The 23,956-nt window shown below is 73.5% G+C and carries 23 protein-coding genes and 2 pseudogenes; 12 read left to right on the forward strand and 13 right to left on the reverse strand.

Translation table 11 applies throughout. The annotated features are described in order from the left end of the window. From ACFVXN_RS16320 to ACFVXN_RS16335, 4 genes and pseudogenes are all read right to left on the reverse strand, one after another. Positions 1 to 1,039 (reverse strand): annotated as a pseudogene (locus ACFVXN_RS16320) (hypothetical protein); the annotation flags it as partial. Positions 1,040 to 1,202: 163 nt separating this feature from the next. Further along, positions 1,203 to 2,900 (reverse strand): murein biosynthesis integral membrane protein MurJ, encoded by a 1,698-nt coding sequence (murJ, locus tag ACFVXN_RS16325; protein ID WP_389234775.1) that lies wholly within the window; start codon positions 2,898 to 2,900, stop codon positions 1,203 to 1,205. Next, entirely contained in the window at positions 2,900 to 5,191 is a 2,292-nt protein-coding gene (locus ACFVXN_RS16330) for a DUF6049 family protein (RefSeq protein WP_389234778.1), read from the reverse strand. Before ACFVXN_RS16330 ends, murJ begins: the two co-directional genes overlap by 1 nt. Beyond that, complete coding sequence (locus ACFVXN_RS16335) at positions 5,188 to 5,736, reverse strand: NUDIX hydrolase (RefSeq protein ID WP_389234781.1); 549 nt, start codon at positions 5,734 to 5,736, stop codon at positions 5,188 to 5,190. The genes ACFVXN_RS16330 and ACFVXN_RS16335 overlap by 4 nt, the downstream gene beginning before the upstream one ends. Before the next feature lie 208 nt (positions 5,737 to 5,944). On the opposite strand from ACFVXN_RS16335, the gene ACFVXN_RS16340 reads away from it, so the two are divergent. Beyond that, positions 5,945 to 7,396 carry a CCA tRNA nucleotidyltransferase gene (locus ACFVXN_RS16340; protein ID WP_389234857.1) on the forward strand — a complete coding sequence of 484 codons (1,452 nt, stop codon included), beginning with the start codon at positions 5,945 to 5,947 and terminating at the stop codon, positions 7,394 to 7,396. 138 nt (positions 7,397 to 7,534) lie between these two features. Here the strand turns inward: ACFVXN_RS16340 and ACFVXN_RS16345 are convergent, their stop codons facing one another. After that, positions 7,535 to 8,851, reverse strand: coding sequence for an MFS transporter (locus ACFVXN_RS16345; RefSeq protein WP_389234784.1), 1,317 nt, complete (start codon positions 8,849 to 8,851; stop codon positions 7,535 to 7,537). A gap of 61 nt (positions 8,852 to 8,912) precedes the next feature. Between ACFVXN_RS16345 and ACFVXN_RS16350 the strand changes: the two genes are divergently transcribed. The 4 genes from ACFVXN_RS16350 to ACFVXN_RS16365 all read left to right on the forward strand — a co-directional run bounded on the left by ACFVXN_RS16350 (position 8,913) and on the right by ACFVXN_RS16365 (position 11,611). After that, positions 8,913 to 9,389 (forward strand): hypothetical protein, encoded by a 477-nt coding sequence (locus ACFVXN_RS16350; protein ID WP_389234786.1) that lies wholly within the window; start codon positions 8,913 to 8,915, stop codon positions 9,387 to 9,389. Between the two features lie 95 nt (positions 9,390 to 9,484). Next, positions 9,485 to 9,835 (forward strand): hypothetical protein, encoded by a 351-nt coding sequence (locus ACFVXN_RS16355; protein WP_389234789.1) that lies wholly within the window; start codon positions 9,485 to 9,487, stop codon positions 9,833 to 9,835. Then, positions 9,835 to 11,082, forward strand: coding sequence for a WXG100 family type VII secretion target (locus ACFVXN_RS16360; RefSeq protein WP_389234791.1), 1,248 nt, complete (start codon positions 9,835 to 9,837; stop codon positions 11,080 to 11,082). The genes ACFVXN_RS16355 and ACFVXN_RS16360 overlap by 1 nt, the downstream gene beginning before the upstream one ends. Before the next feature lie 43 nt (positions 11,083 to 11,125). Beyond that, complete coding sequence (locus tag ACFVXN_RS16365) at positions 11,126 to 11,611, forward strand: hypothetical protein (protein WP_389234794.1); 486 nt, start codon at positions 11,126 to 11,128, stop codon at positions 11,609 to 11,611. A 7-nt stretch (positions 11,612 to 11,618) separates the two neighbouring features. Here ACFVXN_RS16365 and ACFVXN_RS16370 read toward each other — a convergent pair whose 3' ends face one another. The 5 genes from ACFVXN_RS16370 to ACFVXN_RS16390 all read right to left on the reverse strand — a co-directional run bounded on the left by ACFVXN_RS16370 (position 11,619) and on the right by ACFVXN_RS16390 (position 14,668). Beyond that, positions 11,619 to 12,194: a hypothetical protein gene (locus tag ACFVXN_RS16370; RefSeq protein WP_389234797.1), complete on the reverse strand. Its 576-nt coding sequence runs from the start codon at positions 12,192 to 12,194 to the stop codon at positions 11,619 to 11,621. Further along, positions 12,191 to 12,517, reverse strand: coding sequence for a DUF4333 domain-containing protein (locus tag ACFVXN_RS16375; protein WP_389234799.1), 327 nt, complete (start codon positions 12,515 to 12,517; stop codon positions 12,191 to 12,193). The genes ACFVXN_RS16370 and ACFVXN_RS16375 overlap by 4 nt, the downstream gene beginning before the upstream one ends. Positions 12,518 to 12,585: 68 nt before the next feature. Beyond that, positions 12,586 to 12,744 (reverse strand): hypothetical protein, encoded by a 159-nt coding sequence (locus tag ACFVXN_RS16380; RefSeq protein ID WP_389234802.1) that lies wholly within the window; start codon positions 12,742 to 12,744, stop codon positions 12,586 to 12,588. Positions 12,745 to 12,920: 176 nt separating this feature from the next. Further along, positions 12,921 to 14,015, reverse strand: a complete 1,095-nt coding sequence (locus ACFVXN_RS16385; protein WP_389234805.1) for an inositol-3-phosphate synthase — start codon at positions 14,013 to 14,015, stop codon at positions 12,921 to 12,923. Continuing rightward, positions 14,012 to 14,668, reverse strand: a complete 657-nt coding sequence (locus ACFVXN_RS16390; protein WP_389234808.1) for a PadR family transcriptional regulator — start codon at positions 14,666 to 14,668, stop codon at positions 14,012 to 14,014. The genes ACFVXN_RS16385 and ACFVXN_RS16390 overlap by 4 nt, the downstream gene beginning before the upstream one ends. Positions 14,669 to 14,940: 272 nt before the next feature. On the opposite strand from ACFVXN_RS16390, the gene ACFVXN_RS16395 reads away from it, so the two are divergent. The 6 genes from ACFVXN_RS16395 (at position 14,941) to ACFVXN_RS16420 (ending at position 19,510) form a co-directional block, all read left to right on the forward strand. Next, a complete protein-coding gene (locus ACFVXN_RS16395; RefSeq protein WP_389234811.1) occupies positions 14,941 to 17,307 on the forward strand; it encodes a transglycosylase domain-containing protein in 2,367 nt (788 codons plus the stop codon). A gap of 153 nt (positions 17,308 to 17,460) precedes the next feature. After that, entirely contained in the window at positions 17,461 to 17,754 is a 294-nt protein-coding gene (gene rpsF / locus ACFVXN_RS16400) for a 30S ribosomal protein S6 (RefSeq protein ID WP_389234814.1), read from the forward strand. Positions 17,755 to 17,818: 64 nt separating this feature from the next. Next, positions 17,819 to 18,364: a single-stranded DNA-binding protein gene (locus ACFVXN_RS16405; protein WP_389234817.1), complete on the forward strand. Its 546-nt coding sequence runs from the start codon at positions 17,819 to 17,821 to the stop codon at positions 18,362 to 18,364. 125 nt (positions 18,365 to 18,489) lie between these two features. Then, entirely contained in the window at positions 18,490 to 18,726 is a 237-nt protein-coding gene (gene rpsR, locus ACFVXN_RS16410; RefSeq protein WP_122149621.1) for a 30S ribosomal protein S18, read from the forward strand. A 14-nt stretch (positions 18,727 to 18,740) separates the two neighbouring features. Continuing rightward, entirely contained in the window at positions 18,741 to 19,190 is a 450-nt protein-coding gene (gene rplI, locus ACFVXN_RS16415) for a 50S ribosomal protein L9 (RefSeq protein ID WP_389234821.1), read from the forward strand. 71 nt (positions 19,191 to 19,261) lie between these two features. Next, on the forward strand, positions 19,262 to 19,510 hold the full coding sequence (locus ACFVXN_RS16420; protein WP_389234824.1) for a hypothetical protein: 249 nt from the start codon (positions 19,262 to 19,264) through the stop codon (positions 19,508 to 19,510). Here the strand turns inward: ACFVXN_RS16420 and ACFVXN_RS16425 are convergent. Next, positions 19,497 to 20,831 carry an MATE family efflux transporter gene (locus ACFVXN_RS16425; protein WP_389234827.1) on the reverse strand — a complete coding sequence of 445 codons (1,335 nt, stop codon included), beginning with the start codon at positions 20,829 to 20,831 and terminating at the stop codon, positions 19,497 to 19,499. The genes ACFVXN_RS16420 and ACFVXN_RS16425 overlap by 14 nt on opposite strands. 301 nt (positions 20,832 to 21,132) lie before the next feature. On the opposite strand from ACFVXN_RS16425, the gene dnaB reads away from it, so the two are divergent. After that, positions 21,133 to 22,503 (forward strand): replicative DNA helicase, encoded by a 1,371-nt coding sequence (gene dnaB, locus ACFVXN_RS16430; RefSeq protein ID WP_389234830.1) that lies wholly within the window; start codon positions 21,133 to 21,135, stop codon positions 22,501 to 22,503. 386 nt (positions 22,504 to 22,889) lie between these two features. Here the strand turns inward: dnaB and ACFVXN_RS16435 are convergent, their stop codons facing one another. Beyond that, positions 22,890 to 23,438, reverse strand: a complete 549-nt coding sequence (locus ACFVXN_RS16435; protein WP_389234833.1) for a hypothetical protein — start codon at positions 23,436 to 23,438, stop codon at positions 22,890 to 22,892. A 131-nt stretch (positions 23,439 to 23,569) separates the two neighbouring features. Continuing rightward, a pseudogene (locus ACFVXN_RS16440) lies at positions 23,570 to 23,866 on the reverse strand (integrase core domain-containing protein); the annotation flags it as partial. Between the last annotated feature and the right edge of the window lie 90 nt (positions 23,867 to 23,956).

The raw sequence follows: 23,956 nt of genomic DNA on the forward strand, positions 1-23,956 counted from the left end.
GGGTTTTCTCCGCGACTTGGGGCCGGTGGGGGGGGGGGGGGGGGGGGGGGGGGGGGGGGGCCCGGGGGGGGGGGCGGCGGGGGCGCGCCCCGGGGTGGGGGAGGGCGGGCCAGCGGCCCGCGTCGGCGGCGCGGAAGATCTCGTCGGCGCGGACCGCGCGCCAGGGCTCGAGCTCGCGCACCAGCTCGGCCGGGCTGTGCGGCCCGTCGTCGTGCGGTCCCAGCGTCACGGCGCACAGGGTGTCGAGGTCGGCGGGCACGGAGGCGAGCAGGTCGACGGGCGGCAGGGGTGCTCCGTCGTGCTCGGGCGCGTCCGGGAGGTCGGCGCGCAGGCGCCCCGGACCGTCACCGGCCGCGGGACCCGCGGACCGGGCCGCGGACCACTCCTCGAAGCTGCGCAGCGGCGCCGGTCCGCTGCCGGACGGCGTCGCGGGCCACCGCCCCGTGAGCGCGGCGTACAGCACCCGCACCAGGCCGACCGTGTCCGCGCGGCTCATGGCGTGCGCGCCGCCGGTCGCGGCACCGATGAGCTCGCCGTCGACGGCCAGACCCTCGAGCACCACACGACCGTCGGCGGTGACGATCACGGACTCGGGTCGCAGCGCGAGGTGGTGGACACCGCGACGCCGGGCGGCCTCGAGCGCGCCGGCGGCCTCCCCGACGACTGCGCGGGCCTGGTCGGCGCCGAGCGGCGCGCGGCCCGCGAGGTCCGCGAGCGTGCGTCCCTCGACGGCGGCGCTGACGACGTAGCCGGTGCCGTCGGCCTGACCGACGTCGAGGATCCGGGCGAGGCGCGGGTCCACGACGAGCGCGGCACGGCGGGCCGCGTCGAGCACCGCGGAGGTCCGGTCGCCGGTGACCAGCGTGACCGTGACGGGTCGGGCCAGGATCTGGTCGGTCGCCGACCACCGCTGGGCGCCGGGCAGGGCGGCGGCACGGGGCTCGTCCAGGCGGTAGCGGCCGGCGACGACGGCGCCCGGGCGGCCGGTGGACGTACCGGACCGGTCGACGGGCGTGGGGTCGCCGGGGCGGGACTGCACCACGTGGTCCTCCGTCCGGTCGTCGGGGCGGCCCGGGGGCCGCCGTGCTGTGCGCGGAGCCGGGCCCGCCGTGGGCCAGGGGCTCCCCGTCATGCTAGACGGGACGCGGCCCCGCGGGTCCGTCGACGCCCGTGCCTGGGGACGACGAGCGGCGCGTCGCGGGTCAGCGGCGGCGCACCCGACGCAGCAGCGGGGACACCAGGCTGCGCAGCTCGGGGGTCCGCAGCAGCGCGAGCACGCCGACGTACACCACGGTCATCACGACCGCCCCGAGCACGCACGCGACGATCCCGTCGCGCACGTCCTGCACCGGGCCGAGCGCCGCCAGCAGCCCGAGACCCGCTGCGGCGGCGAGCACCGCACCGGCGGCGGCCTTGAGGTGCAGCCCCAGGACGCGGCGACCGTCCACGCGCCCGAGCCGTCGGCGCACCGCCACCAGCGCCACCGCGGCGCCGACCAGGTAGGACAGCGCCATCGAGGCGCACGCGGCGGCGACCCAGTACTGCTGGTCCAGCAGCACGCGGCCGAGCTCGGTGCCACCGACCACGAGCGCGGCCATCAGCACCTGCACGGGCACCATCCCGCGGGCGTCCTCGTACGCGTAGTAGACCCGCTGGCACAGCGACCAGACCCCGAACGGCACCAGCCCGAGCACCAGCACCACGACGGCGGTGGCGAGCGCCTGCACCCCGGCGTCCTGCTCGTCCCAGAACATCACGCGGCTCAACGGGTAGGCGAGCACGGCGATCCCCGTCGTCGCGAGCACGGTGAAGACGCCCACGGTCCGGAGACCGAGCGACAGGTCCCCGCGGACCCCCACCGTGTCTCCCGCCGCGGCGCGTCCGGACAGGCGGGTGAACAGGGCCGTGGCGAGGGACACCGTGACCAGCGAGTGCGGGAGCATGAAGATCAGGAACGCGCGGTCGTACACGCCGTTGCCCGCGACCCCGGCGTCCGTCACCGAGCTCGCGACCACGCTGATCCGCCACACCCCGACCTGCCCGATCAGCAGCCCGAGGAACGTCCAGGACGCGACCCGGCCAGCGCTGCCGAGACCCGAGCCGCGCAGGCCCCAGCGCGGGCGGTACCGGAAACCGCTGCGGTACAGCGGGACCAGCAGCACGAGCGCCTGCACCACGATCCCGAGCGTCGCCGTCCCGCCCAGCGCGGCGCTCTGGGCGGCGCTCCAGCCACCGACGGGACTCGACTCGTCGACCCGGCCGTAGACCTGGACGAGCACGATCAGGCCCGTGATGAACACGATGTTGTTCACCACCGGGGCCCACATGTACGGGCCGAACGAGCCGCGGGCGTTGAGCACCTGCCCCAGCAACGAGTACAGACCGTAGAAGAACACCTGAGGCACGCACCAGTACGCCAGCGTCGTCGCGATGGCGGTCACCCGGGGGTCGGCGAAGTCCGAGTACAGCAGCACGAGCAGCGGCGCCGCCGCCGTCAGCACGACCGCGAGCCCGCCGAGCAGCACGACGCCGACCGTCAGCAGGCGGTCCACGTACTGCTGGCCGTCGGCACGCCGGTAGGCGCGCACGACCTGCGGCACGAGGACGGCGTTGAGCACGCCGCCGGCGATCAGCAGGTACAGGGTGTTCGGCAGCTTGTTCGCGACCGAGAACGCGTTCGCGAACGCACCGGTGCCGCCGATCGCCCAGGCGAGCAGCATGGTGTTCAGCACGCCGAGCGACCGCGAGGCCGCGGTGCCGGAGGCCATGATCAGCGACGACCGTCCCAGACCGGAGGTCCGGGGTGCGACCGCACCGGCGTCGGTGCCGCCGCCGGCGGTGGTCCCTGCAGCCGTGCCGTCCGGGTCGGCGGCGTCCGCGGGGGTGGCGGGGGTGCTCATCAGGTGTCCAGTCGTCCGGGAGGGTCGGTGGGCTGCGCGGATCCGTCCGGCTCGGCGGAGTCCGCGGCGACCCTCGCGCCGCGGCGCGACGTCTGGCCGCGGCGGACGGTGCGCCAGATGCCGAACGCCAGGGTGAGGGCGAGCAGCGCGCCGACGACGACCGCGCCGACGCTCTCGATGGTCGGCGCGACCCGGGCGGAGAACTGCACCTCGTCCGCGAGCACCCGCCCCTGCTCGGAGACCAGGCTCACGTCCACGGTGACGTCGCAGTTCGCGCTCGCGCGCAGCGTGAGCAGCACCGTCGTGTCGGAGCCGGCCGCGACCGTGGTCAGCCCGGAGCGGGCGGTGTCGAGGCAGCCCTTCTGCGGGCGCAGCTCGACGCGGACGCGCGCGTCCTGGTCCAGCTCGTTGCGGACGGCGACGCTGATCTGAGCGGAGCTGGAGATGACGGTGAACTGCTCGTTGAGCAGCACGGACAGCCCGGACTGCCGTCGCGTGGCCTGCGCCAGGGCGCCGTTCACCGCGGTGGTGCGGCCGTCGGGGTCCAGCCGCCACGCGACGCCGAGCGGCGCCACGAGGTCCGCGTCGAGCCCGGCGAGCAGCGCGTCGGGGTCGTCGACCACCGCGGCGAACTCGCCGGCCGCACGCCAGCCGGCCGCGAGGGCGTCGACCCAGGCCGGCGTGAGCTCGGCCTCGGACCGCTGCGACGCCGGCAGGTCGGCCCGCTCGGCCCCGTCGCCGGCGGCGTCCCCGGCTGCGTGGGCCTCCAGGAGCTCCGCGACGGAGGTCGTGTCCACCCAGGGGGCGGCGTCGAGCGCGACGAGCTGAGCCCGGGAGATCGCCGTGGGTGCCCAGTCGCGCGGCAGGGCGGCGAGCAGGTACGTGTCGGCCGCGTCGTCCGAGCGGGCGAGCACGGCTGTGTCCGCGAGCACGCGCTGCGCGGCGGTCGCGGCGGTCACGCCGGGCTGCACCGCCGCGGGGTCGGCCAGCAGGTCGCTCAGCGGCTCGTCGGGCACCAGGGCGGTCACGGCGCCCGCTGCGGTGCTCACGGTCGTCGGCGCGCTCGGTGCCTGCGAGTCGTCGGCGGGCATGCTCTCGGGGCCGACGACCAGCGGCACGCCCGGGGCGGACGCGGCGGCGCGGGCCGCGGTCACGGCGTCCGTGACCGGGTCCGCGGACCACAGGAGCGGGTCCGCGTCCGCGAGCAGCGTGCCGGCGGTCTGCCCGGCCCGGACGCCGAGCGCGACGTCCAGCAGGTCGGCGCCGGGCTCGGGCGCGCCGGCGTGCGCGACGGCGGCCAGGTCCGTGTCCGCCCACGGGAGCCGGAGCAGCTCCCGGCCGTCCGCGGCGCCCGTCAGGGCGGTGAGCCACGACTGGGCACCGCGCTCGCCGTCGGCGGCCTGGTCGACCACCGCGGGGTCGACGGCCCAGCTCACGAACGGCAGGTCGGCGGTGGCCTGCAGCAGACGCGCGAGGCGCCCGCCCGAGGCGGTGAGCGCCGCGAGCGCGTCGTCGGACGCGGAGTCCTCGGCCTGCTCGGTCGGCTCCTCGGTCGCCGCGGGGTCCGGGGTGCCGCCCGGCGCCTGGGTGGCGCCGGCGGTGGGTGTGCCCGTCGGCGACCCGTCGGGGGCGGTCGTGTCCGCGGGGTCCTCGTCCGGCAGGGACGCCGGACCGACGACCGGCGCCAGGACGCCGACGTGCGCCTGCGGGACCTCCTGCGCCGACCCCCAGAGCAGGAACGTGCGGTCGACGCCGACGCGGGTGCGCCCGTCGCCGACGTCGAGGGTCAGGCCGCGCGGGCCCCAGGCGTCGTCGTTGCGCAGCAGCCGGATGTCGTCCGCGGGCACGACGACCTGGACGGTCGCGGTCGCGCCGGGGGCGAGCGGCTGGTCGAGCACGGTCGTCGCCGCCACGTCGCCGATCGGGCTGGTGGTGCCGGCCTCGGCCCAGGCGGCGACCTCGTCGCGGGACGTCATGCGGTACCGGTAGATGCGCACCGACGCGCGGGGTGCCTCGACGACGCGCTCGCCGTCGTTCCGCAGCGTCGCGGTGACCGTGAGGTCCTGACCCGGCTGGACCACCTGCGGGGACACCTGGGTGACGGCCACGCTCACCGGCAGGGACGACGTCGACGGGGCCGCGGGGGCCGTGACCGAGGCGGGAGCGTCCGCGACCACGGTCGCGGGTGGGCTCGAGGCGAGTGCCGGCGCACCCGTCAGCGCGAGCAGGCACGCCGCGACCGCCGCCGCCGCTGCCGCCCGTCCGCGCGCCACCGTGCCGCGCAGCCTCATGCCTCGCCGACGAGGACGACGTGCGCGGACTCGGCCAGGCGCCGCTCGTTCGGGTACGCCAGGCGGCCCGGGAGGTCGAGCACCGGGACCCACGCCACGTCCTCCGCCTCGCCGTCCGGGTCGTCCTCGACGGTGAGCTCGCCGCCCACGGCCCCCAGCAGGAAGTGGTGCACCATCTTGTGCACGCGCCGGTCGTCGCCCGTGAACCAGTAGTCGATGACCCCGAGGCGTCGGACGATGCGCCCCACGATCCCGGTCTCCTCCGCGATCTCGCGGACCGCGGCCTGCTCCGGCGTCTCGTCGCCCTCGAGGTGGCCCTTCGGCAGGCACCACTCGAGCCGGCCCGCCCGGTTCCGCCGCGCGATCACGGCCGCGACGTGCACGCCGGAGTCGATCCGGACCACCAGGCCGCCGGCCGAGGTCTCCTCGACGACGGGCAGGTGCGGCTGCCGCGGACGCGACGACCGGGGGTCGATCCGCAGCGCGTGCCCGCCCGGGGGCGCGGGGACACCTGCCGGTGGCAGGGCACGCGCGGGCTCAGGCATGCAGGCCACTGTAACGACTCCGCCCTGCCCAGCGGCCCGGACGGGGGTGCGGGCCCGGGGGAGGACCCGTGCGCGCGCTCCTCCCGACGCGGTGGATCTGGCAGGCTTGGGCGTCGTGCCGTCCGACGACCTGACCCCCGCCCCCGCCCCCGGAGCCCCCCAGGGTGCGCCGTCCGACGGCCCCGCGGGCGACGTCGACACGGAGGCCCTGGTCGCGCTGCAGAAGCGCGCCCTCGGCGTGATCGCCGGGCTCGCGCCCGCGGCCCTCGAGCTCGGCGACCTGTTCGCCCGCGCCGGCCACGAGCTCGCCCTGGTGGGTGGCCCCGTGCGGGACGCGTTCCTCGGGCGGGTGTCCGCGGACCTCGACTTCACCACCTCCGCGAGCCCCGACGAGAGCGAGCGGATCCTCGCCGCCTGGGGTGACGCGCACTGGGACATCGGCCGTGCGTTCGGGACGATCGGCGCCCGGCGGCACGCGCGCCGCGGCTCCGAGGACGTCGTCGTCGAGGTCACGACGTACCGCACCGACGCGTACGACCCGACCTCCCGCAAGCCCGAGGTCGCGTTCGGCGACTCCCTCGAGGGCGACCTGTCCCGCCGGGACTTCACCGTGAACTCGATGGCGATCCGGCTGCCGGGCCTGACGTTCGTCGACCCGTTCGACGGGCTCCGGGACCTCGCGCGCGGGGTGCTGCGCACGCCGGTCGACCCGCGGCAGTCGTTCGACGACGACCCGCTGCGGATGATGCGGGCGGCCCGGTTCGCCGCGCAGCTCGGGTTCCGGGTGGACGACGCGGCGCTCGCGGCGGCGACCGACATGGCGGAGCGCATCGCGATCGTGTCCGCCGAGCGGGTGCGGGACGAGCTGGTGAAGCTGCTGCTGTCCCCGCAGCCGCGGCCCGGCCTGCGGGTCCTGGTCGACACCGGGCTCGCGGAGCACGTGCTGCCCGAGCTGCCGGCGCTGCGCCTGGAGATCGACGAGCACCACCGGCACAAGGACGTCTACGAGCACTCCCTCACGGTGCTGGACAAGGCGATCGCCCTGGAGACCGGGCCGGACGGGGCCGTGCCGGGGCCGGACCTGGTGCTGCGGCTCGCGGCGCTGCTGCACGACATCGGCAAGCCGGCGACGCGCCGGTTCGAGTCGGGCGGCGGCGTGAGCTTCCACCACCACGAGGTCGTGGGCGCGAAGATGGTCGGCCGCCGGCTCAAGGCGCTGCACCTCGACAAGGCCACCGTGCAGGCGGTCGCACGTCTCACCGAGCTGCACCTGCGGTTCCACGGCTACGGCGAGGGCGCGTGGACGGACTCGGCGGTGCGCCGCTACGTCACCGACGCCGGCCCGCTGCTCGAGCGGCTGCACCGGCTGACCCGGTCGGACTGCACCACCCGCAACCAGCGCAAGGCCCGACGGCTGTCGGAGGCGTACGACGACCTCGAGACCCGGATCGCCGAGCTCCGGGAGCAGGAGGAGCTGGCGTCCATCCGTCCGGACCTGGACGGCACGCAGATCATGGAGATCCTGGGCATCGGCCCGGGTCGCGAGGTCGGCGCGGCGTACAAGCACCTGCTGGAGCTCCGGATGGAGCACGGCCCGATGAGCCCGGACGACGCCCGCGCGGCGCTGCTCGCCTGGTGGGCGGACCAGCCGCACCCGTAGCCGGCCGACCCGTCCGGCCCGCGGCCGCCCGCCCGCGCCGCGCGCCGCCCGGGCCGCCCGCCCGCCCGCCCGGGCCGCCGAGACAGGACCTGCGCATCGAGACAGGACGTCCGGAGGTCCTGTGTCGGTGCGCCGGCCCTATCTCGGCGTGGCCGACGGCGACGACGGCGACGGGGTCGGGGTCGGGGTCGTCGGGCGGGTGCGGTAGACCAGCGCCGCCGCGAGGTACGCGACCGCGATCGCCGCGAACACCCCGCGCGACCACCCGGTGTCCGGCAGCGCCACGGCGGCCAGCGCGGCCGCGCCCACGAACGCCGCGTTGTACAGGACGTCGTACAGCGCGAACGCCCGGCCGCGGAACCGGTCGTCGGTGTCCCGCTGCACGATGGTGTCGACGGCGATCTTCGCGCCCTGCGCCGCCAGGCCCAGCACCAGCGACCCGGCGAGCACCGCCGGGAGCGCCACGGTCAGCACCAGCAGCAGCTGCGTCGCGGCGGCCACCAGCAGGCACACGACGATCCACCGGTGCGGCCCGAGGACGGGGGCCACCAGTGGCGTGATCACGATCGCCAGGGCGAACCCGACGCCCGTGAACGCCGCGACCGTGCTGAACATCAGCAGCCCCGCGCGCGGGTCGGCCGGGTCGGACAGCAGGTTGCGGGAGATCAGCAGGCTCGCGATGAACACCGCCCCGTACAGGAACCGGTGCACCGCCATGACGCCGAGCGCGCGGCCGGGGGTGCCGCGCCGCACGAGGTAGCGGGCGCCGTCGACGAGGCCGTGCGCGAGCGTCGACAGCGCGCGGCGGACCTCGGCGGTGCCCACCAGCGCGTCCGGCCCGAGCCGGTCGCGGCCGAGCCGGGTCGCGACGACCGCGGCGGTGCTCATCAGGGCGGCGGCCACGACCAGCGCGACGACGTCCTTCGGCCGACCGTCGGGGAGCACCAGCCCGAGCAGCAGCCCGACGCCGGCGCCGATCCCGGCGGAGACGGTGCCGAGCGTCGGCGTGATCGAGTTGGCCGTCAGCAGCAGCGGCCCGTCCACGACGCGCGGCAGCGACGCCGACAGCGCCGACAGGAGGAACCGGTTGACCGACAAGGTCACCAGCGCCAGGACGTAGACCAGCGGGCCGACACCCGCCGTCGCCATCGTCAGCGCCACGACCAGCGTGAGCCCGGTGCGCACGAGGTTGCCGACCAGCAGCACCTGCCGGCGCCGCCACCGGTCCAGCAGCACGCCCGCCCACGGCCCGACGACGGTGAACGGCAGCAGCAGCACCGCGAACGCGGCGGCGACCCCGGTGGCGGTGGTGGCGTTCTCGGGGGAGAAGAAGAACAGCGTCGCCAGCCCGGCCTGGAACAGCCCGTCGGCGCACTGGCTCACCAGGCGGACCGTCAGCAGCCGCCGGAAGTCCACGAGGGGCCAGAGCTGCTTCAGATCCGCGACCACCTGCACCGGGACAGGCTAGCCGGGACCGCCACCTAGACTCGGCGGACCCCCGGAACCGAGGAGACGCATGACCACCGACCCCCAGGACGCCGCCCCGCTGCCCGCGGGCTGGCACCTGATCCCGCCGGAGGCGCTCGGCACCGCGGGCATCGCGTTCGCCGCCGCGCACGAGACCCCGGACGCCGGCTTCACCGCCAACGTCACCGTGGGCGTGCAGCGCTCCGACGACCCGGGTCTCGCGGTCGAGCTGGGCGCGGAGGCCCTCCGCGCGATCGAGGCGACCGAGCAGGACGTCGTGCTCGCGCGCCGCGAGCAGTCCGGCGACCTCGCGGTCGCGCAGGAGGTGCACTTCACCACGACCGTCGACGGCGTCGCGGTGCCGATGACCCAGGTCCAGGAGTTCGTCGCCGTCCCGGCAGCGGACGGCGGGCCCGTGACCGTCTGGACCGTGTCCGCCACCACGACGCGGACGCAGGCCGAGGCGCTCGCGGACGGGCTGGCGGAGCTGCTCGGCGCGCTCCGGTCCGAGATCGCCGGCGCCTGATCCGATCGGGGGACTTCTGGTCCGCAGGGTTCCCCTGACCACGGTGGTCGGCACGGTCGTTGCTACCCTCGCCGGACCGATGAGCAGGGGGTCACGTGGCGGGCGGATCGATCGACGTCGACCCGGACGAGCTGGACGGGGCGAGCGTCGTCGTCGGCGGGGTCGTCGACAGCCACGGGGAGACCGAGCTCGCCATCGGCGCGGCCGACTACGGCCACGACGGCCTGAAGGCGGCCGCTGCCACGTTCGGCACGCAGACCGGACTCGCCGTCGGTCAGCTCACGACCACGCTCGACGTCCTCGCGGTCGAGCTCTCCACCCAGGCCGAGGCGTACCGCGCCGCGGACGCGCGGGCGGATGGCACGTTCACCGGGCTCGGGTCGAGCCTGCTGCCGACGCCCAGCCCGTCGCCCGGCCCGGCGCCGACCCCGTCCGGCTCGCGCTGATGGCCGCGCTCGGCAGCACCAGCGACCCGAAGGCGCTCGTACCCGGCGACCCCGACGCGGTCCGCGCCGAGGCCGAGCTGGTACGCACGCTGGCGACCGAGCTCGAGGACGCGGCGGACGACCTCGACGGCGTGCGGGTGCCGAGCTGGTCCGGGGCGGCCGCGGACGCGTTCTGGGACGTCATGTCCGGGCAGCCCCGGTCCTGGCGGGTGACAGTCGACGCGCTCGGCGAGGCCGCCACCGCCGTGACCGGGTTCGCGGACGTGCTCGCAGCAGCGCAGTCGAGCGCGGCCGACGCGATCGACAGGTGGGCCGAGGGCCTCCGCGCCACCACCGAGGCCACCACCGCCTACAACGCACGTGTCGCCACCTACAACGGCGCGCTGCGCACCTGGATGGCGAGCGGTACCGGACGCCAGCCCACCGCACCGGCTCCGTTCTCCGACCCGGGCGCGACCGACCGGACCGAGGCGCAGGCGATCCTCGACCAGGCGCGCGACGCGGTCAGGGACGCGGGCGACGACGCCGCGTCGGCGCTGGGTCGCATCGTCATCAGCGACCGCGCGGTCGTGAGCACGCACTCCGGCACGGAGACGGGTGTGTTCGAGGGGGACGTCTCCGGGACCCTGCTCAAGATCGACCCGGAGACCGGCGAGCGCAAGATCGGCCTCGTCACCGCCGACGGCTCGTACAAGTGGTTCACCGCCGGGGCAGGCACGGAGGCGCGGTACGGGTCCTGGTTCGCCAAGGCCGACGCCGAGTTCGTCGCCGGCGGTCTCGAGGGCAAGGCGTCCGCGGGCGTCAAGGATGGCACTCTCCGGTTGGACGCCTCGGCCACGGGGACCATCGTGGGCGGCTCGGCGAGCGCGTCCGCGGGCGGGGAGTACGGCCATGTCGGCGCCGACGTGGAGGCGTTCGTCGGTGGCTACGCCGAGGCGGCGGTGGTGATCGGTGCCGAGGGCATCAACGGCCGGGCGGGAGCGTTCGCGGGCGCGAAGGTCGAGGGCAGCGTCGAGGCCGAGGTCGCCGGGGTGGGTGCCAAGGCGACGGCCGAGGGATGGGCAGGCTGGGGTGTAGAGGCCAACTTCGGCGTCACACAGGGTGACGACGGTACGTGGAGCGTCGGCGCGAAGGTAGGGGCTGCGTTCGGCCTCGGCGGCAGCGTCGGGTTCGAGGTGACGATCGACCCCGGCGCGGTGGGGGACGCGCTCTCCGACGCCGGGGACTGGTTGGGCTCCTTGTTCTAGCCGCACACGGACAGACAGACAGACAGAACGGACCGAGGAGATCATGGCCACCGACCCCCGCTTCACCTTCCGCCTCCCGGCCGGCTGGGAGGCGCGACCCAGCACGGCGACGCCCGTCCCCGGCGTGGACTTCGCTGCGCTCTACGGCGTCTCCGACCAGGGCTTCACCCCGAACATCACGGTGGCGGCCCAGCGAGTGCCTGGGGGTGCGGACGTCGCGTCGCTCGCGGATCAGACGGTCGCGCTGCTGCGACGCAGCCACCCGGATCTGCAGGAGATCCGACGGGCACGACTCGGTACCGACTCCGCACCGGGCGTCGGCCAGGAGGTGCGGTTCAGCGCAGCGCTCGCCGACCAGGAGGTCGAGCTGACGCAGCTCCACGTCATCGTGGCGGCAGGGCCGCTCAGCGGCCCGGAGGGTCAGCTGGTGCTCAAGAGCGCGTTCACGGCGACCAGCAGGCAGGCGCCGTCGCTGCTGCCGGCGTTCCAGCAGTTCGTCGCGAGCCTGCAGGTGGTGGCCGAGGACTGACCGGGGCTCAGCCGATGTTGCCCGTGACCGAGCCCCAGATCGCGAGACCAACAACCACGGGCAGCCCGACCCCCGCCAGGACGGCGAAGAACACGCCCACCTTGGCCGGCGTGTTCCATCGCTCGGACCACCCCAGTGCCTTCGCAGGCTCGCGGATCATCCGCTGCCCCTGCGAGGCGTCGAACACGTAGTCGACGACCACGTCCGGCTTCTTGGTCTCGGCGTCGACGCCGATCGTCTTCTCGAACGAGTACTCGAACATCACGCGGCCGGTGGTCCGGCGCCGCTCGCCGGAGGCGACGAGGCGGGGCACCCGCCCGCCCTGGACGTCCGCGACGGCGTCCCACCGGACGTCGTAGAGGTCGTCGAGGACCACGTACTTCATCCGCGGCTCGTCGAGCGTGACCCGGTGCTGCACCACGCGCTTGCGGCCGGCCTTGCCGAGCAGGCCGTACCAGCGGGCGTCCGCCAGCTCGATCCGCAGGTCGAACCCGTCCGGGGTCTCGACCATCTGGTACGGGGTGCCGGCGACACGCTCGGCGACCGATCGGCGCAGCGCTTCCGCCGCAGGTCCGCCGCTCATGCGCCCGCGCCCTCGTCCATGACGTCGTCGTCGACCTGGATGCCGAGCGACACGTCGTCCCCGTCCACCGCGGTGGCGGTGACGGTCAGCCCGATCGAGGACCCGCCTGAGGTGAGGACGCACCGGACCTCGGCGCCCTCCTTCGCCTCGAGCGCATCGGGACAGTCGACCGCGTCGGGCTCCTGACCGACCTGCTCGGCGAGACGGGCGCCGACCTGCTGCTCGAGGTCGTCGGGCGCGACGGCGGCCGACCCGACCGAGACGGAGCAGGCACCGACCGAGAGCACGAGCAGCGCGGCAGCTGCCCCCCAGGACTTCCGCATGCGCGGATCCTGCCACAGCGGCCGGCGTGCCGGGCGCCGCCGCAGGCGGTCGGGCGCCGTCGAGCCGCTCACGCCCCGGCGCGCATCGCGAAGAAGACGATCAGGGCGACGGCCAGCACCGCACCCGAGCCCCCGGCGATGCCACCGATGAGCGCGGCCCGCCGGTCGGGACCCCGTCGCGGGGTGGGCGCGGTCCGGGGGGAGTCGGGGGAGGGCGTCGCGTTCACCCGCCCAGTCTCCCAGGCCGCGGACGCACCGAGGCCCCGGCGACCAGGTGGTCGTCGGGGCCTCGGTCAGGCGGGGTGGTGGATCAGCGCTCGATCTCGTGGTCGCGCCGATCCTGCGCTTCGCTACGGGCGGGCCGCTCGCTGCGCTCGCGCCCCACCCTCCGCTGCACTCCGGATCAGCGCTCGATCTCGCCGCGGATGAACTTCTCCACGAGCTCCCGGCCGTGCTGGTCCTCGTGCTGGACCGGCGGGGACTTCATGAAGTAGGTCGACGCCGACAGGATCGGGCCGCCGGTGCCCCGGTCGAGCGCGATCTTCGCGGCGCGGACGGCGTCGATGATGATGCCGGCCGAGTTGGGGGAGTCCCAGACCTCGAGCTTGTACTCGAGGTTCAGGGGCACCTCGCCGAACGCGCGACCCTCGAGGCGGACGTACGCCCACTTGCGGTCGTCGAGCCAGGCGACGTAGTCCGACGGGCCGATGTGGACGTTGCGGTCGGCCTTCTTGCCGGCCAGCGGGCCGTCCTCGATGTTCGAGGTGACGGCCTGGGTCTTCGAGAGCTTCTTCGACTCGAGGCGGTCGCGCTCGAGCATGTTCTTGAAGTCCATGTTGCCGCCGACGTTCAGCTGGTACGTGCGGTCCAGCACGACGCCGCGGTCCTCGAACAGGCGGGCGAGCACGCGGTGCGTGATGGTCGCGCCGACCTGCGACTTGATGTCGTCGCCGACGATCGGGACGCCGGCGGCCTCGAACTTCGCGGCCCACTCGGGGTCGGACGCGATGAACACGGGCAGGGCGTTGACGAACGCGACGCCCGCGTCGATGGCGGCCTGGGCGTAGAACTTGTCGGCCTCCTCGGAGCCCACCGGGAGGTAGGACACGAGGACGTCGACCTTGGCGTCCTTGAGGGCCTGGACCACGTCGACCGGCTCGGCGTCGGACTGCTCGATGGTCTCGGCGTAGTACTTGCCGATGCCGTCGAGGGTCGGGCCGCGCTGGACGGTCACGCCGAGCGGCGGGACGTCGGCGATCTTGATGGTGTTGTTCTCGGACGCCACGATGGCCTCGGAGAGGTCGAAGCCGACCTTCTTCGCGTCGACGTCGAACGCCGCCACGAACTCGAGGTCGCGGACGTGGTAGTCCCCGAACTGGACGTGCATCAGGCCGGGCACCTTGGTGCTCGGGTCGGCATCGGCGTAGAACTGCACGCCCTGGACCAGCGACGAGGCGCAGTTGCCGACACCGGCGATCGCGACGCGGATGGAGGTCATCCTCGCTCCTTCTCAGAGGGTTGTGCCGCGACGATGGAGTCATCCTCGACAGCTTCTGTGCGGGCGTCGGTCGGCTGACCGGCGTCCTGGGGACGGGCGCTGCGTGCGCTGCGCTCGTGGTCGATGAGGTCGTCGAGCCAGCGGACCTCGCGCTCGACCTGCTCGAGCCCGTGACGCTGGAGCTCGAGGGTGTACTCGTCCATGCGGACCCGGGTCCGGCTGACGGACTCGGTGATCATCTCGACGCGCTCGGCCATGCGGGTGCGCCGGCCCTCGAGGATCCGCAGGCGGGTCTCGCGGTCGGTCTGGCCGAAGAACGCGAACCGGAACCCGAAGGTCTCGTCCTCCCACGCGGCCGGGCCGGAGGAGGCCAGCACGTGCTGGAACTGCTCCTTGCCGTCGGCCGTGAGCTGGTAGACGATCCGGGCGCGCTTGCCGGCGAGGCCGTGCGCGGGGGCGTCGTGCGGGTCGGACCCGATGATGAGACCGCGGGCGACGAGCGACTTGAGGCACGGGTACAGCGACCCGTACGACAGGGCGCGGAACGAGCCGAGCAGGAGGTTGAGCCGCTTGCGCAGCTCGTACCCGTGCATCGGGGAGTCGTGCAGCAGGCCGAGGATGGCCGACTCGAGCACGTCGGAACGTCCGCGCACGCTGGCCTCCCTCGGTCGTCGTGGAACCTCGATGTATCGAACTGATACATCGAGGAGGTTAGGGCGAACCGGGCGATCCGGGCAACACCTGGTTCCGGACCGGCGCGTCGCGGCCGGGAGGGCCTCGTGGCGATCACGTGAAAGTCCACGGTCGGGGGCCCTGCGGAAGCGGCAGGACGAGGTGCCTCGCGCATACTGATCCGGGCTCGGTCGGCGCACGCCGCACCCGACGCCGCAGGGAGCCCGGAGGTAGTCCAGAGGAAGGCAGTGCGTTGGCAGGCTCGACCCGACGGTCCACGGGACCCGCCCCGCGCGGCGCAGCGCCCCGCGACGGCGGTCGTCGCCGGTTCTTCGACTACCCCCGGCGCGGGTACACCGGACTGCACCGCTGGCTGCCCTCCTGGCGGTTCGTGGTGGGCAGCTTCCTCGCGTTCGTGTTCCTGTGCCTCGGCGTCGGGGTCGCCGCGTACGCCCTGACGGACGTGCCGGACCCGGACAGCTTCGCCGAGCAGCAGGCGTCGACCGTGACGTTCTCCGACGGGTCCCCGCTGGGCACCTTCCCCGGACCCGACCGCACGATCGTCGACTACGAGACGCTGCCGGCGTTCATCGGCCAGGCCGTCGTCTCCGCCGAGGACCGGACCTTCTTCGAGAACCAGGGCGTGTCGATCACCGGCATGGGCCGCGCGCTGCTGAACAACCTGCGCGGCGGCGACACCCAGGGCGGCTCGACGCTGACGCAGCAGTACGTCGAGCGGTTCTACGTGGGCGAGACCACCACGAGCTACGTCGGCAAGGCCAAGGAGACGCTGCTCGCCATCAAGATCGGGCAGACCGAGACCAAGGAGCAGATCCTCGGTCGCTACCTCAACACCATCTACTTCGGCCGGGACGCGTACGGCATCGAGGCCGCCTCCCAGGCCTACTTCGGTCGGCCCGCCGCCCAGCTCACCGTCTCCGAGGCCGCCGTCCTCGCCGGCCTCATCCCGTCGCCGAACAACTGGGACCCCGCGGTCAGCCCGGAGAAGTCGCAGCAGCGGTGGGCCTACGTCCTCGACGGCATGGTCCGCGACGGCTACCTCACGCAGGCCGACCGGGACGCCCTGGTGTTCCCCACGGACACGCTGGTCGCGTACTCGCGGAGCGACACCTACGGGGGCACCAACGGCTACCTGCTCCAGTACGTGAAGCAGGAGCTCACCGCGACCGGCTCGATCACCGAGGAGATGCTCGGCACCGCGGGCCTCACCATCACCACCACGATCGACCCCACCGTCCAGAACGAGGCGGTCGCGGCGGTCGGCCGGCTGCGGACCGGTCAGCTGTCCGACGGCGCGACGCCCGACCCGGCCCTGAAGGTCGGAGTCGTGTCCGTCGACCCCGCCACCGGCGGCATCGTCTCCCTCTACGGCGGCGAGGACTTCCTCGTCGACCAGATCGACCGCGTCAGCCGCGACCGGATCCAGGCGGGCTCCACCTTCAAGCCCTTCACGCTGATCGCCGGGCTCGAGAACGGCGTCCCGCTGACCAAGAGGTACGACGGGCGGTCCCCGCAGGACTTCCCCGGCTGGGACAACGTCCGGAACTTCGGCGGCAAGGACTACGGGCGGATCGACCTGGTCAAGGCCACGGAGCAGTCCGTGAACACCGTCTACGCGCAGCTCAACCTCGAGGTCGGGCCCGAGAAGACGGTCGACGTGGCGTCCCGGGCCGGCATCACGACGCCGGTGGAGTCCGTGCCGTCGAACGTGCTCGGCAGCGCCACCGTCCGACCGCTCGACATGGCGTCGGCGTACGCGACGATCGCCGCCCAGGGCGTCTACCACAAGCCGTTCATGGTCCGGCAGGCCGTCTACCCCGACGGTGCCGTCGCGTACACCGGCGAGACCGCCCCGACCCAGGTGTTCGACGCCGCGGTCATGGCCGACACGACCTACGCCATGACCCAGGTGGTCGAGGAGGGCTCGGGCGAGCGGTACGTCAAGCCGCTGGGCCGCGAGATCGCGGGCAAGACCGGCACGTCCACCGACAACAAGTCCGCGTGGTTCGTCGGCTTCACCCCGCAGATCGCGACCGCCGTCGCGTTCAGCCAGGTGGGCGAGAACGGCAAGGACCAGGTGACCATCACCCCCTGGGGCCGTGGCGTGGAGGAGATCACGGGCTCGACCTGGCCCGCGGCGCTCTGGGCGTCCTACATGGGACCGGTCTTCACGCTGCCCGCCTACGTCGACGAGGTCGCGTTCCCGCCGCGGGCGAACGTGAACAAGGCGGTCGAGCCCACGCAGGCGCCGACCACCCAGGCCCCCGTCGAGACGACCCCGCCCGCGCCCGAGCAGCCGACCACGGTGGCCGTGCCGTCGGGGGTGGAGGGCTCGCTCGTGGGCGACGCCCAGGCAGCGATCACGAACGCGGGCCTCGTGCCGGCCGTGACGGAGGAGTACAACGCGCTCCCGTCGGGCACCGTGATCGCGGTGAGCCCGGGCGCGGGGTCGCAGGTCGCGCCCGGCTCGACGGTGACGCTCCGCGTGTCCCGCGGGCCGCAGCCGCAGCAGCCGGCGCCGACGCAGAGCCCGGCGCCGCCCGCGCAGGGCCAGGGCCAGGGCCAGGGCAACGCCGGCGCGCCCGGCGCCAACGGCTGAGCGGCGGTCATCCGGCACCGCCCGGGCACGCTAGACTGACACGCTGCTGTGCCCGTCCGGGTCGCCGATCGACTCCGGCCGCGGGAGCAGCGACGCACGAGACACCCTCCTGCCACGGAACGACCGTGGCCGCCGAGACCAGAGGAGGTGGGTATGAGCCTGCGTCAGTACGAGATCATGATCATCCTCGACCCCGACATCGAGGAGCGCACCGTCGCTCCCTCGCTCGACAAGTACCTGTCGGTCATCAAGACCGACGGTGGCAGCGTCGACAAGGTGGACATCTGGGGCCGTCGCCGCCTGGCGTACGACATCCAGAAGAAGTCCGAGGGCATCTACGCCGTCGTGGACTTCTCCTCGACGTCGGACACCGCCAAGGAGCTGGACCGTCAGCTGGGCCTGAACGAGGCCGTCCTCCGCACGAAGGTCCTCCGCCAGGACGCCTGAGTGTCGGACCGCGCGCGTACCGTGCGACGACCACCACCCCCTGTGACGAGAACGAGGAGCTGGCATGGCTGGTGACACCACCATCACGGTGATCGGGAACCTGACCGCCGACCCGGAGCTGCGGTTCACGCCGTCCGGTGCCGCGGTCGCGAACTTCACCGTGGCGTCCACGCCGCGCACGTTCGACCGCCAGAGCAACGAGTGGAAGGACGGCGACACGCTGTTCCTCCGCTGCTCGATCTGGCGGGAGGCGGCCGAGAACGTCGCGGAGTCCCTGACCAAGGGCACGCGCGTGATCGTGAGCGGCCGGCTCGTCCAGCGGTCCTACGAGACCCGCGAGGGTGAGAAGCGGACCGTCTACGAGCTGCAGGTCGACGAGGTCGGCCCGTCGCTCCGTTACGCCTCGGCCAAGGTCACCCGGACCCAGCGGTCCGGTGGCGGCGGCGGCGGTGGCTTCAACGGTGGCGGCGGCGGTGGCGGCGGCTTCAACCAGGGCGGTGGCGGCGGCGGGTTCAACGGCGGCGGTGGCGGCCAGGCGCAGGACGACCCGTGGGCGACGCCCGCGGGTGGTGCCGGTGCCGGCGGCTACTCCGACGAGCCCCCGTTCTGATCCACCCGGTCTGAGCACCGCCGGCCGTACCGGTCGGCACCACCACGGGCGCGCGCCCGCACAGCACATCCCATCCCGGGGCATGGCAACGCCCCGGGCTCCAGCCTGAGACAAGGAGCACCACGATGGCCAAGGCCGTTGTCCGGAAGCCCAAGAAGAAGCAGAACCCGCTCAAGGCGGCGAAGATCGAGTCGGTCGACTACAAGGACACCGCCCTGCTGCGGAAGTTCATCTCCGACCGCGGGAAGATCCGCGCCCGTCGCGTGACCGGCGTGACCGTCCAGGAGCAGCGCGCGATCGCGCGGGCCGTGAAGAACGCCCGCGAGATGGCCCTGCTGCCGTACTCGTCGTCGGCGCGCTGAGAAGGAGCACACACATGGCCAAGCTCATCCTGACCCACGAGGTCACGGGTCTCGGCGCTCCTGGCGACGTCATCGACGTCAAGGACGGGTACGCCCGTAACTACCTGGTTCCCCGTGGTCTCGCGACCGCGTGGAGCAAGGGAGCCGAGAAGGAGGTCACGGCGATCCGCCGTGCCCGCAAGGTCCGCGAGATCGAGACCCTCGAGGAGGCGCGCGCCGTGCGTGACTCCCTCCAGGGCAACCCGGTCACCGTGTCCGCCAAGTCCGGCGACTCGGGCCGCCTGTTCGGTGCCATCACCACCGCCGAGATCGCGGACGCGGTCAAGGCGGCCGGTGGCCCGTCGATCGACCGTCGCAAGATCGAGGTCGCCCAGCCGATCAAGGCGACCGGCGAGTACGAGGTGCAGGTCCGCCTGCACGCCGAGGTCTCCGCGAAGCTGACCGTCAAGGTCGTCGCGGCCTGATCCGACGCACCACGAACGCCCCGCCCCGGTCCTCCGGGTGCGGGGCGTTCGTCGTCCCGTAGCGTGGCGTGATGGCCGAGACCCCTGACCAGCCGGAGCCCGCCCGTGACCGCGGAGGCTACCGGTCGGTGTTCCTGCCCATCGGGATCACCTTCTTCGTCCTCGGCCTCATCGGCCTCGCCTCGCAGTCGATGCGACCCTCGGGGTTCGCGTTCCTGCCGATCGGGATCACGTTCCTGATCCTCGGCCTCATCACGCGCGACGACGAGGCGGACGACGACGTCCCCGAGCCCGCCGGCCCGGACGTCACGCCCCGGTGACCATCCACCGGTCGCCACGGGCGCGCCAGCCCGTGGTCGCCGCGCGCGCGAGCATGAACACCCCGGCGAACGCCGCCCACAGCCACGCCAGCCCGGCCCAGCCGTCGGGCGCCCAGGCCCGGACCGCGAGGGCGACCGGCAGGTAGGCCACCAGCGTCAGCATCCCGGCTCCGGCGAGGAACCGGCCGTCCCCGGCGCCGATCAGGACGCCGTCGAGGACGAACACCCACCCGGCCATCGGCATCAGCACCGCCGCGACCACGAGGCTCACCGTGACGGCGTGCCGGACGTCCGGGTCGGACGTGAAAGCGGCCGACAGCCACCAGCCCGCGGCCCCCGTGACGAGGCCGAGCACCGCTCCGGCGCCGACGCCCCAGGCGAGCGTGCGGCGCAGCAGGGTCCGGACCAGGGGCACGTCCCCGGCGCCGAGGGCGTGCCCCACCAGCGCCTGCGCCGCGATGGCGAGCGCGTCCAGGGCGAACGCGACGAACCCCCAGACCGCGTTGACCACCTGGTGCCCCGCCAGCGCGACCGGGCCGAGGCCGGTGGCCACCCACACCGTCAGCAGGATCGCGGCCCGCAGCGACAGCGTGCGCAGCAGCAGCGGCGTCCCGGCGCGGATGCCGGCGACGACGCCGCCGACCGCCGGGGCCAGCGACGCGCCGGCGGCTCGCGCACCGCGGACCACCACCGCCACGAGCACGGCGCCCATGCCGAGCTGCGTCGCCGCCGTGCCGAGTCCCGAGCCCGCGATGCCCAGGCCCGCGCCGTGCACTAGGACCATGTTGAGCACGGCGTTCACGGCCGCCCCGGCCCCGGCTACCACGAGCGGTGTCCGGGTGTCCCGCAGGCCGCGCAGCGCGCCGGTGGCGGCGAGCACGAGCAGCATCCCGGGAAGTCCCGGTGCGGAGGCGCGCAGGTAGGTCGTCGCCTGGTCGGCGACGTCCCCGGTCGCGCCGAGCGCCCCGACGGCCCAGGGCGCGACGAGCAGGGTGACCGCGGCGAGCAGCACCCCGAGCCCGGCGGCCAGCCACAGTCCGTCCACCCCCATCTGGAGGGCGCCGGCCCGGTCGCCCGCACCGGAGCGCCGCGCGACGGCGGCCGTGGTCGCGTAGGCGAGGAACACGCACAGCCCGACGACGGTCACGAGCAGCGTCGACGCGAGCGACAGGCCGGCGAGCTCGGTGGTCCCCAGGCGGCCGACGACCGCGGAGTCCACGAGCACGAACAGCGGCTCCGCGACGAGCGCGCCGAGCGCCGGGACGGCCAGCCCGAGGATCTGGCGGTCGACGGTGGACGGGATCTGTCCGAGGCGTGACATCCGGGCCAACTTCTTTCCTGTCCACACCGGTTGACGGTGTTCGTGCGGGTGAGAGGGCCGTGATGACGCGGTTGTCCGGCTTCATCCACACCTGTGTCCACGACCTGTGGACAAACCCCCGGTGCGGTCCACAGCCTTCCACAACGTCGTCCCCAGCCCCTGTGGACGTCTCGCTTGATGGGAGTCCGGGACGGGCCTACTCTCGCGTCGCGCGGGAAGCCCTCCGGGGGTCGGCGTGTCGGATGCCGGTGCTACACCTGGTGGCGGCGGTGGAGGCAGGACGACGAGGGCGGGCGAGCACGTGACGATCGAGGACCTGGAGTACGGGGCACCGGCAGGCCAGGGCCGGGCGGCGTTCGACCGCACCCCGCCGCAGGACCTGGACGCCGAGCAGAGCGTGCTCGGCGGCATGATGATCTCCAAGGACGCCATCGCCGACGTCGTCGAGGAGATCCGCGGCAGCGACTTCTACCGCCCCGCGCACGAGGCGGTCTACGACGCGATCCTCGACCTGTACGGCCGCGGCGAGCCCGCCGACGCCGTCACCGTCGCCGACGAGCTCACCAAGCGCGGCGAGATCGGCCGCGTCGGCGGCGTCCCGTACCTGCACACCCTCATCTCGATGGTGCCGACCGCCGCGAACGCCGGGTACTACGCCCGCATCGTGCGGGAGCGCGCCGTCCTGCGGCGGCTCGTCGAGGCCGGCACCCGCATCGTGCAGCTCGGCTACGCGACCGACGGCGGCGACGTCGAGGAGATCGTCAACAACGCCCAGGCCGAGGTCTACGCCGTCTCCGACCGGCGCACCACCGAGGACTACCACCGGCTCGGGGAGGTCGTCGCCGGCACCCTCGACGAGATCGAGTCCGCCGGGCACCGCGGCGAGGGCATGGTGGGCGTGCCCACCGGGTTCGCCGACCTCGACCGGCTGACCAACGGACTGCACCCCGGTCAGATGATCGTCATCGCCGCGCGCCCGGCCATCGGCAAGTCGACCCTGGCTCTGGACTTCGCCCGCGCGGCGTCCATCAAGCACGGCCAGGCGTCCGTCGTCTTCTCGCTCGAGATGAGCCGCTCCGAGATCACCATGCGACTGCTCTCCGCCGAGGCCCGCGTGCCCCTGCAGAAGATGCGCAACGGCTCGATGGGCGACGAGGACTGGCAGAAGCTCGCGCAGATCCAGGGCAAGCTCACCGAGGCGCCGCTGTTCATCGACGACTCGCCGAACATGTCGCTCATGGAGATCCGCGCCAAGTGCCGGCGCCTCAAGCAGAAGCACGACCTCAAGCTCGTCATCATCGACTACCTCCAGCTGATGTCCTCGGGCAAGCGCGTCGAGTCCCGCCAGCAGGAGGTCTCCGAGTTCTCCCGTGCGCTCAAGCTCCTCGCCAAGGAGCTCGAGGTCCCCGTGATCGCCCTGTCCCAGCTGAACCGTGGCCCCGAGCAGCGCACCGACAAGAAGCCCGCGATGAGCGACCTGCGTGAGTCCGGGTCCATCGAGCAGGACGCCGACATGGTGGTGCTGCTGCACCGCGAGGACGCGTACGAGCGGGAGTCGCCCCGCGCGGGAGAGGCCGACCTGATCGTGGCGAAGCACCGTAACGGGCCGACGGACGTCATCACGGTGGCGTTCCAGGGGCACTACTCGCGGTTCGTGGACATGCAGGCCTGAGGGCGTTTGCTGCCGCGGTTCGTCGAGTTCGCGAACTGGAAGGGGTTGTAGGAATCGGTGGGAAGGACTCGGGTTCTGACGGCCGTTCTGGGAACTGTAGGTTCCGCTTAGCTCTTGCACAGTGTGCGCGTGGGGTGGTGCGAAGCAGCATGGCATCGGACGCAACTCGCGCGGCGGATGAGCGCAGCGCGGTGTCAGCTCGAACCTGGCCGGGTTCCGTCCGAGCCGTGGCGCTGCCTTCGCCGGTGGTTGCGGTGGTAGGTCTTGAGGCTCCCGTTTCAACGGCGTGGACCTCATCGCCGTCACGTCCGACGGTGAGCGAGCGGGTGCGGCCCGTGGTGTCGGTGGCCAGTGCGCGTCCCAACCGAATGCCCACGGCCCCGGGCTCACGCAAGCGACCCCAGCTGGCCCGGCAGCAGGGACCTACCCTGCAGGTGCTCTACGGCGAGGTAGCGGTAACGCCCGTTGGACGGTGCCTGGGTTCGCGTCGACCAGATCGCGGTCGCGTAGTCGTTCGCGACCTGGGCCGGGACGAGGAAGGCGTGCTCAGCGCGCAGCTCGCCGTGGAAGCGCAGCGACCCTGGGGCGTCGGTGTCTCGGAGCTCGATCCGAGCCGAGTCCGCCAAGACGATCAGGCCGAGGTGGGTCGTCGGGTCCCTCACGAGCGGGCGGTCGTTGTGGCCGTGCCACTCGATCACATCGACGAGCTCGTCCCCGTTGATGGCAGCTCGGGTCATGGTCGCGACCTTGGCGTCGACGAGCATCCTTGTCCCGTCAGCCCCGGTGGAGGTGACGTCGTAACCCGCATGGCGTGGTCCCTCCCAGACGGTGCTCCCAGGGCCGTTGTGCAGGTGCAGGAGCTCGGCGAGCAGAGCCTCGGCTGCCGTTGCGCGTAGGTGGTCGGTCGCGTCCCAGTGATCGATCGTGACGGTCATGCGATCAGACTGGCGATCTCGTCCCCTCTGATCGGTTAGACGGCACCGCGCGTCGACGGCAATCACACGTCTGGCCCAAGGCAGCGGCAGCGGGACTGCTGCAGGTTCGGTTGGCACCAGGTGAGTGGTGATCATGCCGCAAGCGCGGCGGTGTGAGCGGTGAAGGCGAGCTCGAACTCGACCGGCGTGAGCTTGCCGAGTGCACGCTGGCGTCGACGACGGTTGTAGGTGCGTTCGGTCCAGAACACGATCGCCTGGTGCAGCTCGTCGCGGGTGCGCCAGTGTCGGCGGTTCAGGACGTTCTTCTGCAGCAGCGCGTTCCAGGACTCCATGGCGGCGTTGTCGCCCGCGGAGGCGACGCGGCCCATCGAGCCTTGCAGTCCGGCGGCGGTCAGGACTGCCCGGAAGGAGCGTGCTCGAAATTGACTGGGCTCAACCGGTGGTTGCAACACCTGTTCTTTGGAGCGACCGTAGCTGTTCGTCGAGGACTTCGGCTGGTGTTCTCCAGCCGAGGATCT

Source organism: Cellulomonas sp. NPDC058312 (assembly GCF_042880135.1).
Lineage (GTDB): Bacteria > Actinomycetota > Actinomycetes > Actinomycetales > Cellulomonadaceae > Cellulomonas.

Excerpts from the sequence above, each read along its gene's own strand:
- murJ (WP_389234775.1), bottom strand. The coding sequence starts at position 2,900 with ATGAGCACCCCCGCCACCCCCGCGGACGCCGCCGACCCGGACGGCACG.
- ACFVXN_RS16330 (WP_389234778.1), bottom strand. The coding sequence starts at position 5,191 with ATGAGGCTGCGCGGCACGGTGGCGCGCGGACGGGCGGCAGCGGCGGCG.
- ACFVXN_RS16335 (WP_389234781.1), bottom strand. The coding sequence starts at position 5,736 with ATGCCTGAGCCCGCGCGTGCCCTGCCACCGGCAGGTGTCCCCGCGCCC.
- ACFVXN_RS16350 (WP_389234786.1), top strand. The coding sequence starts at position 8,913 with ATGACCACCGACCCCCAGGACGCCGCCCCGCTGCCCGCGGGCTGGCAC.
- ACFVXN_RS16360 (WP_389234791.1), top strand. The coding sequence starts at position 9,835 with ATGGCCGCGCTCGGCAGCACCAGCGACCCGAAGGCGCTCGTACCCGGC.
- ACFVXN_RS16365 (WP_389234794.1), top strand. The coding sequence starts at position 11,126 with ATGGCCACCGACCCCCGCTTCACCTTCCGCCTCCCGGCCGGCTGGGAG.
- ACFVXN_RS16370 (WP_389234797.1), bottom strand. The coding sequence starts at position 12,194 with ATGAGCGGCGGACCTGCGGCGGAAGCGCTGCGCCGATCGGTCGCCGAG.
- ACFVXN_RS16375 (WP_389234799.1), bottom strand. The coding sequence starts at position 12,517 with ATGCGGAAGTCCTGGGGGGCAGCTGCCGCGCTGCTCGTGCTCTCGGTC.
- ACFVXN_RS16385 (WP_389234805.1), bottom strand. The coding sequence starts at position 14,015 with ATGACCTCCATCCGCGTCGCGATCGCCGGTGTCGGCAACTGCGCCTCG.
- rpsF (WP_389234814.1), top strand. The coding sequence starts at position 17,461 with ATGAGCCTGCGTCAGTACGAGATCATGATCATCCTCGACCCCGACATC.
- ACFVXN_RS16405 (WP_389234817.1), top strand. The coding sequence starts at position 17,819 with ATGGCTGGTGACACCACCATCACGGTGATCGGGAACCTGACCGCCGAC.
- rpsR (WP_122149621.1), top strand. The coding sequence starts at position 18,490 with ATGGCCAAGGCCGTTGTCCGGAAGCCCAAGAAGAAGCAGAACCCGCTC.
- rplI (WP_389234821.1), top strand. The coding sequence starts at position 18,741 with ATGGCCAAGCTCATCCTGACCCACGAGGTCACGGGTCTCGGCGCTCCT.
- ACFVXN_RS16420 (WP_389234824.1), top strand. The coding sequence starts at position 19,262 with ATGGCCGAGACCCCTGACCAGCCGGAGCCCGCCCGTGACCGCGGAGGC.
- ACFVXN_RS16425 (WP_389234827.1), bottom strand. The coding sequence starts at position 20,831 with ATGTCACGCCTCGGACAGATCCCGTCCACCGTCGACCGCCAGATCCTC.
- ACFVXN_RS16435 (WP_389234833.1), bottom strand. The coding sequence starts at position 23,438 with ATGACCGTCACGATCGATCACTGGGACGCGACCGACCACCTACGCGCA.